Below are 13,985 nucleotides of genomic sequence, written 5' to 3'. Positions count from 1 at the left end.
GGGGCCAGCCGTGCCCCGCTGCTACCGGGCGGCCCCGCCCTCCTCGACCGGGCGCTCCCCGAAGGCGGCCACCGCGGTGGGGAGCGTGGGGAAGATGCGGTCGGCGCCGATCCGAGCCAGCAGGCCGGCCCGGTCGAGCTGGTCGGCCAGGTCCTGCTTCACCCGGGCCATGGTGAACACCACGTCGCGGCGTTCGAGCTCGCCGCGCAGGTCGTCGATCACGTCGCAGGCGGTGAGGTCGATCTCCACGTTGGCCTCGGCGTTCAGCACGAACCAGTCGACGTGGTACGGCGCATCGTCGACCGAGGCCAGGGCCCGCTTCTTGAAGTCGGCCGCGTTGGCGAAGCAGAGCGGTGCGTCGTAGCGGTAGACGACGAGCCCGGGCGTGCGCCGGGCCTCGGGGTAGTCGTCGACGTCGTGCAGGCCGGGCAGCCCGGGCACCTCGCCGAGGATGCCGTCGTGGGGCCGGGCGATGCGGGCGAAGAGCTCGATGATGGAGAGGCCGACCGCGATCAGGATCCCGTAGAGCACGTCGAACAGCACCACGCCCATGCCGGCGGCCAGGGCGAGCAGCAGCTCGCTCCGCCGGAACCGGGCGAAGCGGCGGAACTGGGGCACCTCGACGAGCCCCACCGCGGCCTGGATGACGATGGCCCCCAGGGCCGCCGAGGGGAACGAGGCCAGCACGCCCCGGAAGGCGACCAGCACGAGCACGAGCACCGCGAAGGTGGAGAGCGCCCATGCCTGGGTGCGCCCCCCGGCCCGCTCCCCCACGGCCGTGCGCGTGCCGCTGCTGCTCACCGCGAACCCGGAGGTGAGGCCCGCGCCCACGTTGGCCACGCCCAGCGCGAGCAGCTCCTGGTTGGCGTCGATCTCGTAGTCGTGGCGCGCCGCGAAGGAGCGGGCCGTCACCACGTTGTCGGAGTAGCCCACCACGGCGATGCCCAGGCCCGCGACGAGCAGCGGGAGCAGGTCGGACCCGCTGACCGACGGCAGCCCGACGTGGGGCAGCCCGGCCGGGATCCGCCCCACCACGGCGATGCCGTGGGCCTCCAGGTCGAACACCGCCACGACGATCGTCGAGAGGACCACGGCGAGCAGCTGCGCCGGCAGGCGCGGTGCCAGCCACTGCACGAGGAACAGGAACGCCAGGATGGACAGGCCGAAGACGAGCGTGGGCCAGTCGACCTGGGCGATGTCGGAGAAGAAGTCGCGGATCTGGGCCATCGCGGTGTCGCCGTCGACGGGGACGCCGGTGAGCTTCTCGAGCTGGCCGCTGATCATGATGAGGGCGACGCCGGCCATGTACCCGACGAGCACGGGGCGCGACAGCAGGTCGGCGAGGAAGCCGAGCCGGAGCAGGTAGCCCACCAGGCAGACGAGCCCCACGGCGATCGCGGCCCCCGCGGCCAGGGCCGCGTAGCGCGACGGGTCGCCGGCGGCGAGCGGCCCGACCGCGACGGCCACCATGATGGCCGTGGTCGACTCGGGCCCGATCGAGAGCTGGGGCGACGAGCCGAGGACGACGTAGACGAGCATCGGCGCCAGGGCGGCCCACAGGCCGACGACAGGGTCGAGGCCGGCCAGCTCCCCGTAGGCCATGCACTGCGGCACCAGGTACGCGGCGATGGTGACGCCGGCGACGAGGTCGGGGCGCAGCCAGGCCCGGCGGTACGAGCGGAGGAGCGCCAGGCCGGGCAGCCAGGCAGGCCCGCCCGGGAGCGTCGACGCCGGCACCGGCCCCGTGCCGGGCACCGGCTGATCGTCGACGTCCCGTGGCACGGCCGCAGCGTAGAGAGGCGAGCCGGCGTGTGCCGGCACGGCTCGTTCACCCGGGGTGCACCCGGCCGCCAGCCGCCGTTCATCCGTGCCGGCGGCCCGCCCGCCGACGCGCTACGGCCGGACGAGCTCCACGCCGGTGGTGAGCTCCTCGAGCACGGCCCGGTCGACCTCGACCCCGAGGCCGGGCCCGGTCGGCACGGCCAGGGTGCCGCCCTCGGCCACGAACGGCGGGGTGACGTCGCGGGGGAAGTACCGGTCGGAGCCCGAGATGTCGCCGGGCAGGGTGAAGCCCGGCAGCGCCGCCAGCGCGAGGTTGGCGGCCCGGCCGATCCCCGTCTCGAGCATCCCGCCGCACCACACGGGCACGCCGGCGGCCAGGCACACGTCGTGCACCCGGCGGGCCTCCAGGTACCCCCCCACCCGGCCGGCCTTCACGTTCACGATGCTGCAGGCACCGAGCCGGATCGCGGCCGCGGCCACCCGCGCCGAGGTGATCGACTCGTCCAGGCACACCGGGGTGCGGAGCCGCCGCGCCAGCTCGGCGTGGCCCAGCAGGTCGTCCTCGGCCAGCGGCTGCTCGACGAGGAGGAGGTCGAAGTCGTCGAGCGCGGCAAGGTGACGGGCGTCGGCGAGCGAGTACGCGGTGTTGGCGTCGACCTGCAGGAGGAGCTCGCTGCCGAAGGCCTCGCGCACGGCGCGCACCGGCTCGACGTCCCAGCCCGGCTCGATCTTCAGCTTGATGCGCCGGTACCCCTCGCCCACGTAGCCGCCGACCTGGGCGAGGAGCTCGGCGAGGGAGTCGGGGATTCCGACCGACACACCGACGTCGACCCGGTCGCGCACCCCGCCCAGGTGGGCGGCCAGCGACCGCCCGTCGGCGCGCAGCTCGGCGTCGAGGACGGCCAGCTCCACCGCGGCCTTGGCCATCGGGTTCCCCACGACCGGCCCGAACAGCGGCCTGAGCCCGGCGGCGGTGACGCGCCGGGCCCCGAACAGCCGGGGCAGCAGGTGCTGGCGGATGAGCAGCTGGGCGGCGTCGATCCACTCGCTCGAGTACAGCGGGGCGGCCATGGCCACGCACTCGCCCCAGCCGTGGCCGTCGGGGGTGCGGACCTCCACGAGCAGGGCGTCACGCACCGCCTGGGTGCCGAACGAGGTGCGGAAGGGCGTGACCAGGGGCAGGGTGACGCGCCGCAGCTCGACCGCCTCGATCCTCATGGCTCCAGGGTCCCGTCCTCGTCGACGCCCCCCGCCGTGGCCCGCAGGGCCCGCAGCCCCCACCACAGGAGGTAGACGTACAGCACGAGGAGGAGGTCCCACGGGCTCCAGCCCGACGTGATCCCCTCGCCGACGGTGGCCCCGATCACGATCAGCGCGCCCACCACGACCACCTGGCCCGCGGTCCGCTCGGTCATGTCGGTCCTCCCTCGCCGGGCGGCCGGACGGCCCGGCGCAGCCGCACGGTACCGGCCGAGGCCACGGCTCACGTCCTGTGCACCGATGCGACCGGTTCTCGAACGTCTCGGCGCGCAGAACCGCCTCGGCGGCCGCGCCGCGGGCTCCGCCGTGGGCCGCCAGGGACTCGAACCCTGGACCTGGGTCGAGCGCCGACGTCACGGGTACTCCTCGGAACTCGACCGACGTCGTCCGGGGCTCCCGTTCCGGTGGCCGGGTTCGGGCCATCTTCCTCTGGACGTCGGATCGCCGGGGGATTCCCCTGGATACGGTGCTGACGGAACGAGTGCGAGCGCGAGGAGGGGGAAGACCATGACCACGACGACGGCTGCCAGCAGTATCGAGATCGACGCCCCGGTCGAGAAGGTGTTCGCCTTCGTCTCCGACCCCGAGAAGGCCATGCAGGCCCGGACGCGCCGCAGCGCCGTCGTCAGCGACATCGAGACCGGCCCGGACGGGGCCGTCACGAGCTACAAGTGGACCACACGGTTCGGGTTGCTGCACTACGACCTGCACGCCGAGGCGACCGTGGGGGAGTACGTCCCCAACGAGCGCATCGTCGTGAAGCACTCGACCGGACCTGTCGAGACGTACACGTTCGCACCATCGGGAGACGGCACCCGGCTCACCTACACCACCGAGATCTCCACTCGGATCCCGCTGCTGGAGAAGGTGGAGATCTTCGCCGCCACCCGGGGTGAGGGGCTCCAGCAGTGGAGCGACGACTACGTGGCCGAGATCAAGAAGAAGGTGGAGGCCTGAAAGCCAGGGTCAACGGTCGCGCTCGACCGAAGGGACGGTCGCCCGCCCGATCGTTGGAGCAGCCGTGGGCAGGGAGGTGAGGTGATGGGCAGTCGGGTGTGCCAGATCGCCATCGACGCGCCGGTCGATGTGGTGTTCGGCTGCGTCGAGGATCCAGAGAACTTCAACGAGCTCATGCCGGGGGTCACCTTCAGCGACGTGGACCGAACCCCTGAGGGGGTCGGCACCACCTACCGGTTCCGCACACGGGTCGTTGGGCTACCCATCCGAGGTTCTGGTCGGTTCGTCGAGTTCCAGCGGAACCGGCTGATCCGCGATGAGTCGACTCTGGCCATGGAAGGTTCGTTCACCTGGCTCTTCGAGTCACTTCATCCGGGCACACGCCTGACGCTCGAGCACCATCCTGGGAGGTTCTGGGATGTCCCACTCCTGGGTCGACTCCTGGCCGACAGCTATCAGAGATCGGATCAGGAGGTACTCCGCCACATCAAGGCGACATGCGAGAAGGACGTCGCCGAGTCCTCCAACCACGGCAGCGTCGATTGAGGCAGCCAGACCGGCCCCATCCGTCGTCCGCACATGGCCGCTGGTCGGTCGATTCGTGGCCGGGGTGCTCCGGTGTGACCTCGGACTGAGTCGGCGTGCTCACACAGGCGGTAGACGTATGAGAGGACAGAGGACGGTACGTGATGTCGCGTGTGACGGCCGGGCTGCTGGGTGACGGCATTCCGTATCTGGCGGTCGGCGACGGTCCGCCGCTGGTCAAGGTGCAGGGCCTGACGCCGACGTGCGAAGTGCCCACGGGCATGGAGCGCCGGGTCGAAATGTCGACCGCTGCGCCGTTGAGCGGTCACTTCCGGGTGTACGTGGTCAACCGGAAGCAGGGTCTGCGCCCGGGCGAGTCCATGTCGGACATCGCCGGGCACCTGGCCACCGCCGTCGAGGAGGAGTTCGGTGGGCCGGTGTTCCTGACCGGCACGAGCACCGGTGGATCCGTGGCCCTGCAGTTGGCCGCGGATCGTCCCGACCTCGTCCGGGCCCTGGTCGTGGTCGCCTCGGCCCATCGCCTCGGACCCCGAGGCCGCCAGCTGCAGCAGGAGCTGGCCCAGTTGACCCGGGCTGGGGACTGCGCCGGTGGGTGGGCACAGGTGATGACCGCCATGATGCTGCCGACCCCACTCCGGGCCCCGGCGCGGCCTCTGGCCCGCCTGATGATGCGGTCGATGGTCCCGGAGGATCCGACCGACCTGCTGGTGACCCTCGACGCCGAGGACGCCTTCGACGTCGGTGACCAGCTGGACCGGATCACCGCACCCACGCTCGTCATCGGCGGAGCCAAGGACATCGTCTACACCTGCGAGCTGTTCGAGCAGACCGCCGCCGGCGTCCGGGACGGGCGTGCGCACATCCACCCCGACTGGGGACACGGGCGCACGAGCACGTCGTCGACCACCGCGAACATCACGCTGGGATTCCTGCTGGCTGCCCTTCGCAACTGATCCGACCTCAGGTGACGGTGTGGCGTCGCCAGTCCGTTGCCGAGCCCCGAATCCGCAGGGTCTCGTGCTGCCCCGTCCGGAGGCGAGACGGCGGACATGCAGGTCAGGCTGGGTGGGCCGCCAGGGACTCGAACCCTGAACCTGCGGATTAAAAGTCCGTTGCTCTGCCGGATTGAGCTAGCGGCCCGGGACCGGCGCGAGTGGTGGCGCGAGCTCCGGCCACGGGCACGCCCGTCGGGTGCGACGGTAGTGGGTGCGACGGCGGTGGGGCGATGGTTCGGCTGAAATCAACTGACCGGCCAGTTACTCTCCGGCAGACCCGGGAGGCATCACCGATGACCGACGTCTCGCTCGACGGCTTCGACCCGTTCTCCGCCGAGATCCAGCAACACCCCGAGCCCTACTACGCCCGCATGCGGCGCGAGCAGCCCGTGTTCCGGGTCGGCGACACGCCGCTGTTCATCGTCTCGCGCTACGACGACGTCCTCGAGGCGCTGCGCCAGCCCAAGGTGTTCTCGAACCAGTTCGCCGGGCCGTCGGCACCGTTCGGCGGCGGCGGCGACCCCGAGCTGGCGGCGATCGTCGCCGAGGGCTACCGGCCGGTGTCGACCCTGCTCACCGCCGATCCGCCCGCGCACACGCGCTACCGCAAGCTGGTCGACCGAGCCTTCACCCCGAGACGAGTGCAGCTGCTCGTGCCCTTCATGCACGAGGTCGCCGACGAGCTCATCGACGCCTTCGTCGAGGACGGCCGCTGCGAGATCGTCACGCAGCTCGCGGTTCCCCTTCCGGTGCACCTCATCGCCTTCGCGCTGGGCGTCCCCGCCGAGCGGAAGGGCGACTTCAAGCGCTGGTCCGACGACTCGATCGCGGCGATCGGCGCGGTCATCTCACGGGAGCGCCAGCTGAGCGCGGCGCGCGGCGTCGTCGAGTTCCAGCGCTACTTCGCGTCCGAGCTCGAGGACCGACGCGCCCACCCGCGAGACGACCTGCTCACGGATCTGGTCCAGGCCCGCATCGAGCACCCCGAGGCCGGCGAGGACGCGTCACCGCTCACGATGGAGGAGATGCTCAGCATCCTCCAGCAGATCCTCGTCGCCGGCAACGAGACCACCACGAAGCTGATCGCCGAGGCCTGCCGCCTCCTGGTCGAGCACCCCGCGGCGGCCGACCGCGTGCGAACCGATCCGGGCCTGATCCCCAACCTGGTCGAGGAGGCTCTGCGGCTCGCGGCCCCGACCCAGGGGATGTTCCGCGTGGTCACGCAGGACACCGTGCTCGCCGGCACCGAGATCCCGCGGGGCTCGATGTGCGTGCTCATGTTCGCGTCGGCCAACCGCGACGAGGACGACTTCGCCGATCCGGACTCGTTCGTGCCCGAGCGGCCGAACGCCAAGGACCACCTGTCGTTCGGGAAGGGCGTCCACTTCTGCCTCGGTGCGTCGCTGGCCCGGGCCGAGGCGTGCGTCGCGCTGGAGAGGCTCCTGACGCGCCTCGGCGATCTCCGCTTCGGCGCGGACAACGACTTCTCCTACGAGCCGAGCTTCATCCTGCGGGGCCTGCGGCGCCTCTCGCTCGAGTTCACGCCCGGCCCGCCCGTGCGCCGCTGACGGGGACGGGCACGGGCAGCAGGTGCGCCCGGATCAGCCCCACCAGTGCGCGTCGGCCACGAGGTCGGGGCGGTACACCGGCGCCGAGCGCGCCACGTCGTGCTTGGCGACGTCCATGGCCGAGATCGCCAGACCGCTCAGCAGCTCGAGCATGGCCCGGTAGTTGGCGTGCGCGAAGTGAGCCTGGAGCACGTCGGCGTCGGTCCACACCTCGTGCACGGCGATGCGGCCCTCGACGACGGGGTCGGCCGCGAACACGTACGCCAGGCAGCCGGGCTCGTCGCGGCGCGTGGCCTCCTGGAGCGGGATGCTGCGGGCGATCCCCTCGTCCCGCCGCTCGACGGCCACGTCGACCCACCCCGACACGATGATCATGCGGTCACACCCCGATCACGACAACCAGCGAACAGCGGCCCGAGCATGCCACCCTGGGCCACCTCTGCCGTCGTCGCACGGTCGGCGACGGGCTGACGGGGAGGACTCCGTGCACGACCTCGACGCCATACGCGATCTCGTCCACCGGTACGCCGACGCCGTCTGCCGGCGTGACCGCGACCAGTGGGCCGCGTGCTGGGCCGACGAGGCGGTGTGGGATCTGGGCGCGGGCGAGGTCAGCGGCCGCCAGGCGATCGTCGACCTCTGGGCCGGCGCCATGGGCGCCTTCACCTCGGTGATCCAGACGGTGCACAACGGCACCGCGTCGCTCGACGGCGACCACGGTTCGGGCTGCTGGTACGTGCAGGAGCACTACCTGCTCGCGACCGGCGAGCCCGGCATCCTGCTGGCCCGCTACGACGACGCCTACCGGCGACACGCGGGCACGTGGCGCTTCGCCCGTCGAGCGCTCGTGCCCTACTACCAGGGACCGCCCGACCTCTCCGCCGGCTTCCGATCGCAAGGGTGACGACCAGATGGCCCACAGCTCGTTCCGGTTCGGCGTCCAGTCCTACGCCCCGACCTCGCCCGACGACTGGCGCGACCAGGCTCGGCGGGCCGAGGCCCTCGGCTACGCCGCGTTCCACCTCGCCGACCACTACCTCGGACCGGGGCCCGCCCTCGCCGCCACCAACCACCCGGTCCAGGTGGTCGCCGCCATCCCGGCCATGGCCGTGGCCGCCGAGGCGACCTCGACGATCCGCATCGGCTGCCGTGTGCTGTGCGTCGACTACCACCAGCCGGTCGTGCTGGCCAAGGAGCTGGCGACGATCGGCTGGTTCGCCGGCGGACGCCTCGAGGTCGGCCTGGGCGCGGGCTGGCTCGCCGAGGAGTACGGCGCGATGGGCATCGCCTTCGACGCCGCCGGCACGAGGATCGACCGGCTCGCCGAGACCGTCGCCCTCCTGCGGGCGTTCTTCGCCGGCGGGCCGCTCGACATCGAGGGCACGCACGTGCACGCCACCGGGTTCGAGGCGCTGCCCGTGCCGCCGGAGCCGCCGTCGATCATGATCGGTGGCGGCTCGCCCCGCGTGTTGCGCCTCGCCGGCGAGCGGGCCGACATCGTCAGCCTCAACTTCGACAACCGCTCCGGCCGCATCGGGCCCGAGGGGTTCGGGTCGGGCACCGCCGAGAGCACGGCCACCAAGATCGGGTGGGTGCGCGAGGGAGCGGGCGCTCGGTTCGACGCGCTCGAGCTCGAGATCGCCGCGTACGTCACCGTGATCACCGACGACCGCGACGGCGTGCTCGCAGGGCTGGCAGGGATGCTCGGCCTCGGCCCCGGCCAGCTCGGTGCGCACCCCCACGTGCTGGTCGGAGGCGTCGAGCAGATCGCCGACCTCCTCGTCGAGCGGCGTGAGCGCTACGGGATCGGCTACGTCACCGTCGGCGCCGAGGTCATGGACGCCTTCGCCCCGGTGGTGGCCCGCCTGGCCGGCACCTGAGCGGCGGGGGGACCCAGCTCGCGTTCTCCGCACGGCAGCGATCGCTTTCCGGCCGATCCGGTGCACAGAACGGCGAGCGGGGCCCGCCGGCGCCACGACTCGGCGATCAGCCCGAGGCATCACCGCTCGGGCGATCGGCTCCTCGCGTGCCGGCCCGCCGCCGCCTCGACGGGCGCATCGGCCAGCTCCACCAGCAGCAGGCGGGCCGCCCAGAAGAAGCACACCGCTCCCAGCAGGGTGCCCGAGTTGGCCAGGGCCGCGTCGAGGAGGTCCCCGGTGTCCGGAGCCACGAACGCGGCCAGTGCGGAGGCCATGAACCACACGGACCCGATCAGGTTCAGGTTCGCGATCCACCACGGCGTGTCGCGGCCCGACCAGCGCCACCAGCGGTGACACACCTCGCCCACCGCCAGCCAGCTCGACACCAGGAAGCAGACCGATCCCAGGAGGTCGGGCGTCCAGACCCGGAGGTCCTGCTGGCGGGCACCGAGGCCCGAGGCCATGGCCTCGAAGGTGCTGACGTTGAACCAGAGGGTCCCGACCAGCTGCACCGCGCTGGCCCACCAGTCGATCCGCTGCGGTTGCCAGGCGAGGAGCCGGACCCGGCGCCGCCCGCCCGACGTCCTCGCCGGTGTGTTGACCGACTCCACGTACTGCAGGTAGGCGGCCGACGTGAAGAAGACCGAGCCGACGAAGTAGGTCGTGCCGACGACCCCGGCCGGCGCGACCGACGACACGCCGGGCAGGGACGCCACGGCGAAGCACGCCGAGCCGACCATGAACAGCACACCGATCCACCAGCCGAGCCGCCCCGGCGCCCACACCACGCCCCGGCCGTGCCACGCGCCGCGCGTCGGGCCCGACGCGCCGGGCGGGCGTGACGGCAGCCGCTTGCGTGCCCGCCGCGACGTGAGCTCGACCAGGCCGCCATCGCCGGCGCGGACGAGCTCGCGGGTCACGAACGGCCACGGGCCGGACCGTTCGACCCGCTCGGCCCCGTCCGGGACGGACCAGCCGACGGCGCGTGCGGCGCGGACTACGAGCCCTCGGGCACGAACGTGCCGTCTTGGTACACCCAGGTGACCTCGGTGTCGGTGCCGGACGCGCAGTCGGGGACGCAGTCGTTCTGGGAGGTCACGAGCGACCCGTCGACGATCTTCCCGAAGGTCGGCACGACCGGCCCGGCCGGGAGGTCGCCGCCGCCCTGGAAGGGCACCGACTCCCACGTGCCGCCGTCGTCGGTCGTGGCGATCACGGCGTTCTCCACCGCGTCGGCCCCCTGCAGGTCGACCAGGAACGACGGCCAGCCCGACCCGGTCAGATCGGCCGAGGGGACCGAGGAGCCCGCGATCACGCTCGGGGCGAGGGTGATCGTCTGCTGGTCCTCCCATCGCCCGAGCCCGGGGTCGAACACGTGCACCGACGCCTGCGTCCCGCTCACGAGCAGGGCCACCTCGGTGAAGGGCTGGCCCGGCGGCGCGGCGACCGGCCCCGACGACACCGTGTCCGGCCCCATGCTCTGGGCCAGCTCGTCCAGGGCGGCGGCCGGGTCGACGCCGCTCGCCGTCGTGGTGTCGGTGGCGGCCACGGTCGTGTCGCTGGCGGCCGCCGTCGTGTCGGTGACGGCGTCGTCGTCGTCGTCACCGCACGAGGCAGCGACGAGGCTCAGCGCCACGGCCAGCGCGGCCGCCAGCAGCACGCGGTGTCGGGTCATCGGTCGCCTCCTGTCACGGGTGGGGACGACACTAGGGCGCTCGCACGGTCGCGACCGGGTGGCACCCCGGCAGCCCGCGTCGCCGGTCCGCTCGGTAGGCTCCGGCGGCGGCGCCCCGGGCTTCCGGGCGGGCCGCGGCGAGGGCGGAGGTGCACGGTGACGGCAGAGCCGGGCGACCAGCGGGAGCGCATCGCCGCGGCCGTCGCCGAGCACTGCCCCGACGTGCTGGTCCTGCTCGACGACGCCTTCACCGTTCGGTTCTGCTCCGGCGCGGCGGCCGCCGCCCTCGGGGTCGACCCGAGCGCCCTCGAGGGCACCAGCGCTCTGGAGTGGGTCCATCCCGACGACCTCGCCTACGCCGCTGGCGGCCTGGCCGAAGCGCAGCGCTCCACGAGGGAGCACGCCGCGGCCCGCATCCGGCTGCGCACCCCGCAGGGATGGGCCGAGGCTGACGCCCGCCCCGGCCAGCTGTTCGACGTCGACGACCTGGGGACGGTCGTGGTGCTGGCCCTGCGCCCGACGGGCGAGCACGCCGCGTTCGCGGCCCGCCGCCTCGAGCTCGAGTCGCTCCTCGCGCGCGTGGCCGTCCGCTGCGCGGGGTCGCCCTGGCAGCTGCTGGCCGACGTCACACGGAGCGCGCTCCGCAGCCTGTGCGGAGTGCTGCACGCCGAGCTCGCGCAGCTGCTGTCGCTCGACGTCTCACCGCCGAGCGTGCAGCTGGCCTTCCCGAGCGACGCGACCGACGTCGTCCCACCCTGGTGGACGGGCGACGACGTCGCCCGCTCGCCGTGCGTGGTCGCCCCCGACGTCGACGACCTTCCGGGAGCGGTCGCCGGCGCCTTCCGCGCCGCCGGGCTGCGGATGGTGGTCGACGTGCCACTGCTCGGCCGGCGCGGCCCGGAGCACGTGCTGCGCCTCGGCTGGTCCGAGCGGACCGACGAGTGGGACGACGCCAACACCGGCACGGTCCAGGCCCTGGTCGACGTGCTCCTGTCGTCGCTGCGCCGGGCCGAGACCGACGCCATGACCCACCACGCCGCGCTGCACGACCCCCTCACCGGGCTGGTGAACCGCCGCCGCGCCGTCGACCTCATCGACGAGGAGCTCCGCCACCTGGGCTCCGGCCGCCGGCGCGGGGTCGCCCTGCTGCTCGGCGACCTCGACGGCTTCAAGCAGCTCAACGACACCTGCGGCCACGACGCCGGTGACCGCGCCCTCGTCGAGGTGGCCGAGCGGCTCTCGCGCGAGGTGCGCGCCGACGACGTCGTCGCCCGCTACGGCGGCGACGAGTTCCTCGTGCTCATGACCGACGTGACCGACGCCGACGACGTCGAGCGCCTGGCGTCGCGCCTCGCCGCGGCCGTCGCCGGCGTCGACAGCCGGGTACCGCTCGGGATGAGCATCGGCTCGGCGGCCACCCACACCGTCACCACGGCCGAGGTGCTCCTCGCCCGGGCCGACGCCGCCATGTACGCAGTCAAGCGCTCGCGACGAGACAGCCAGCGGTAGCGGGCACCCGCCTGCGGGGGCGGCGACACCCGAGGCGGACCGCCGGTGTGCTCTGATGCACCCCGTGTACGTGGGGGCTCTCCTGTTCGCCGGCATCGCCGTGCTGCTCGTGGTCGTGTTCGTGATCTTCCGGCAGCGCCAGCGCCGCTACGAGCAGGGCGACGACTCCGACCTCTGATCCTCGGTCAGGCCACCGGCTCGCGCTCGCCGTAGACCGCCAGCGCGTAGATGATCAGCACGTTGACGATGACCGCGAGGATCGACCACAGCGGCTGGAAGTAGATCCAGGACAGGCCGGCGATGCCGGCGACCGCGGCCACGATGATCCCGAACCAGCGGGCCCACTGCGCCCGCTGCAGCACCCCGAAGCCGGCGGCGATCAGCAGCAGGCCCATGATCAGCCAGATCCACCCGTAGCCGCCGAGGTTGCCGTCGAACAGCACGGCCTCGAAGCGGGGGTAGTCGTCGTTGTACTTGAACGCCCAGAAGGCGTCGATGACCCGCCCGAACCCGGCGAAGAACAGCATGATCGCCGCGAAGACGAGCCATCCCTCACCCTGACGTTGCTGTGCGGTCGCCATCACGATCCTCCTCGTGTGGACGGGCATGAACACCTCTACCGTACGACGAGACGCCATTTCTGTTCAGTGATGCGAAAGGTGGCGCTGCTCGGGCGCCACCCCCGGAGGTGCACCCCATGACCGATCCGCTGGTGGAGCTGGGCTTCTACGGCCTCGCCGGGCACGTCGACTCGCCCGTCGCGCTGCTCGACGAGGTGCGCGAGGCCGAGGCCCTGGGGCTCGGCTCGTGCTTCATCTCGGAGCGGTTCAACGTGAAGGAGGCGGCCTCGCTCACCGGGGCGGCCGCGGCGGTGTCGACCACGCTGGGCCTCGCCACCGGGGTGACGAACCACCCCACCCGGCACCCCATCGTGACGGCCTCGTGGGCCAGCACGATGCACGCCCTCACCGGCGGTCGCTTCGCCCTCGGCCTCGGGCGGGGCATCACCCCGCTCCTCGACGCCATCGGCGTGCCCCGGATCACCATGGCGGGCATGGAGGACGCCATCGGCCTCTACCGGCGGCTGTGGCGCGGCGAGACGATCCTCGGCCACGACGGGCCGGCGGGGCGCTACCCCTTCCTGCGACTCGACCCTGCGTTCGACCTCGACATCCCCGTGATGATCGCCGCCCTCGGGCCGCAGACGATGCGCTGGGCCGGGCGGGTGGCCGACGGGGTGATCCTGCACACCTTCTTCACCGACGAGGCCCTGGCCCGCTGCGTGCACCAGGTGCGCCTCGGCGAGGAGGAGGCCGGCCGCGACCCCGGACGGGTCCTGGTGTGGGCCGTGCTGGCCACCCTGTGCGACCGCTCCGAGGAGGAGCGGCTCCGCGGCCTGGTGGGCCGCATGGCCACCTACCTGCAGGTGTACGGCGACGCCCTGGTGGCCGTCAACGGCTGGGACCCGGCCGTGCTGGCCCGCTTCCGGGCCGACGACGTCGTGCGGGCCGTGCCCGGCGCCATCGACGCGGTGGCCACCGTCGACCAGCTCGAGCACATCGCCACGCTCGTCCCCGACGAGTGGCTGCCGGCGGCCGTGGGCCCGGCCGAGGTGTGCGCCCAGCGGGTGCTCGACCAGCTGGCGGCCGGCGCCGACGGCGTCATCCTCCACGGTGCCAGCCCGGCCCAGCTGGCCACGGTGGTGGCCGCGTACCGCGAGGTCAGGCCCGCCGGCCGCTTCGCCGGCCGCTCGGCGAACCCCGGCCGCTGACCC

At 72.8% G+C, this 13,985-nt stretch carries 15 protein-coding genes and 1 tRNA gene; 8 read left to right on the top strand and 8 right to left on the bottom strand.

Features of this window, described 5'->3' with window-relative positions; all coding sequences use genetic code 11:
* Positions 1-21: 21 nt before the first annotated feature.
* From IPM45_11640 to IPM45_11630, 3 genes are all read right to left on the bottom strand, one after another.
* A complete protein-coding gene (locus tag IPM45_11640) occupies positions 22-1,737 on the bottom strand; it encodes a solute carrier family 26 protein (protein ID MBK9180192.1) in 1,716 nt (571 codons plus the stop codon).
* Between the two features lie 156 nt (positions 1,738-1,893).
* Positions 1,894-3,000, bottom strand: a complete 1,107-nt coding sequence (gene menC / locus IPM45_11635) for an o-succinylbenzoate synthase (GenBank protein MBK9180191.1) — start codon at positions 2,998-3,000, stop codon at positions 1,894-1,896.
* On the bottom strand, positions 2,997-3,197 hold the full coding sequence (locus tag IPM45_11630; protein ID MBK9180190.1) for a hypothetical protein: 201 nt from the start codon (positions 3,195-3,197) through the stop codon (positions 2,997-2,999). The genes menC and IPM45_11630 overlap by 4 nt, the downstream gene beginning before the upstream one ends.
* Positions 3,198-3,549: 352 nt before the next feature.
* Here IPM45_11630 and IPM45_11625 point away from each other — a divergent pair, with 352 nt between their 5' ends.
* The 3 genes from IPM45_11625 to IPM45_11615 all read left to right on the top strand — a co-directional run bounded on the left by IPM45_11625 (position 3,550) and on the right by IPM45_11615 (position 5,498).
* Entirely contained in the window at positions 3,550-3,999 is a 450-nt protein-coding gene (locus IPM45_11625) for an SRPBCC family protein (GenBank protein ID MBK9180189.1), read from the top strand.
* Between the two features lie 96 nt (positions 4,000-4,095).
* Entirely contained in the window at positions 4,096-4,545 is a 450-nt protein-coding gene (locus tag IPM45_11620; protein ID MBK9180188.1) for an SRPBCC family protein, read from the top strand.
* Between the two features lie 143 nt (positions 4,546-4,688).
* Positions 4,689-5,498: an alpha/beta fold hydrolase gene (locus tag IPM45_11615; GenBank protein ID MBK9180187.1), complete on the top strand. Its 810-nt coding sequence runs from the start codon at positions 4,689-4,691 to the stop codon at positions 5,496-5,498.
* Between the two features lie 113 nt (positions 5,499-5,611).
* Here the strand turns inward: IPM45_11615 and IPM45_11610 are convergent.
* Positions 5,612-5,685: transfer RNA gene (locus tag IPM45_11610), tRNA-Lys, on the bottom strand.
* Between the two features lie 148 nt (positions 5,686-5,833).
* Here IPM45_11610 and IPM45_11605 point away from each other — a divergent pair.
* Complete coding sequence (locus tag IPM45_11605) at positions 5,834-7,108, top strand: cytochrome P450 (GenBank protein ID MBK9180186.1); 1,275 nt, start codon at positions 5,834-5,836, stop codon at positions 7,106-7,108.
* A 33-nt stretch (positions 7,109-7,141) separates the two neighbouring features.
* Here IPM45_11605 and IPM45_11600 read toward each other — a convergent pair whose 3' ends face one another.
* On the bottom strand, positions 7,142-7,483 hold the full coding sequence (locus IPM45_11600; protein MBK9180185.1) for an antibiotic biosynthesis monooxygenase: 342 nt from the start codon (positions 7,481-7,483) through the stop codon (positions 7,142-7,144).
* On the opposite strand from IPM45_11600, the gene IPM45_11595 reads away from it, so the two are divergent.
* The gene (locus tag IPM45_11595) at positions 7,482-8,012 is read left to right on the top strand and encodes a nuclear transport factor 2 family protein (protein MBK9180184.1); all 531 of its coding nucleotides are present in this window, start codon (positions 7,482-7,484) and stop codon (positions 8,010-8,012) included. The genes IPM45_11600 and IPM45_11595 overlap by 2 nt on opposite strands.
* 7 nt (positions 8,013-8,019) lie before the next feature.
* Positions 8,020-8,988: a TIGR03621 family F420-dependent LLM class oxidoreductase gene (locus IPM45_11590; GenBank protein ID MBK9180183.1), complete on the top strand. Its 969-nt coding sequence runs from the start codon at positions 8,020-8,022 to the stop codon at positions 8,986-8,988.
* A gap of 119 nt (positions 8,989-9,107) precedes the next feature.
* Here IPM45_11590 and IPM45_11585 read toward each other — a convergent pair whose 3' ends face one another.
* Both IPM45_11585 and IPM45_11580 read right to left on the bottom strand, forming a co-directional pair.
* Entirely contained in the window at positions 9,108-9,947 is an 840-nt protein-coding gene (locus IPM45_11585; GenBank protein ID MBK9180182.1) for a hypothetical protein, read from the bottom strand.
* 77 nt (positions 9,948-10,024) lie between these two features.
* The gene (locus IPM45_11580) at positions 10,025-10,702 is read right to left on the bottom strand and encodes a hypothetical protein (protein ID MBK9180181.1); all 678 of its coding nucleotides are present in this window, start codon (positions 10,700-10,702) and stop codon (positions 10,025-10,027) included.
* 156 nt (positions 10,703-10,858) lie between these two features.
* Between IPM45_11580 and IPM45_11575 the strand changes: the two genes are divergently transcribed.
* The gene (locus tag IPM45_11575) at positions 10,859-12,211 is read left to right on the top strand and encodes a diguanylate cyclase (GenBank protein ID MBK9180180.1); all 1,353 of its coding nucleotides are present in this window, start codon (positions 10,859-10,861) and stop codon (positions 12,209-12,211) included.
* Between the two features lie 185 nt (positions 12,212-12,396).
* Here IPM45_11575 and IPM45_11570 read toward each other — a convergent pair whose 3' ends face one another.
* Positions 12,397-12,792 carry a hypothetical protein gene (locus tag IPM45_11570; GenBank protein MBK9180179.1) on the bottom strand — a complete coding sequence of 132 codons (396 nt, stop codon included), beginning with the start codon at positions 12,790-12,792 and terminating at the stop codon, positions 12,397-12,399.
* A gap of 116 nt (positions 12,793-12,908) precedes the next feature.
* On the opposite strand from IPM45_11570, the gene IPM45_11565 reads away from it, so the two are divergent.
* A complete protein-coding gene (locus IPM45_11565; GenBank protein ID MBK9180178.1) occupies positions 12,909-13,982 on the top strand; it encodes a TIGR03857 family LLM class F420-dependent oxidoreductase in 1,074 nt (357 codons plus the stop codon).
* Positions 13,983-13,985: the final 3 nt, after the last annotated feature.

It is taken from the genome of Acidimicrobiales bacterium (assembly GCA_016716005.1).
Taxonomy (GTDB): Bacteria; Actinomycetota; Acidimicrobiia; order Acidimicrobiales; family JADJXE01; genus JADJXE01.
Note: the sequence above shows the minus strand (reverse complement) of the source record. Positions and strands in the feature narration are given on the sequence as shown.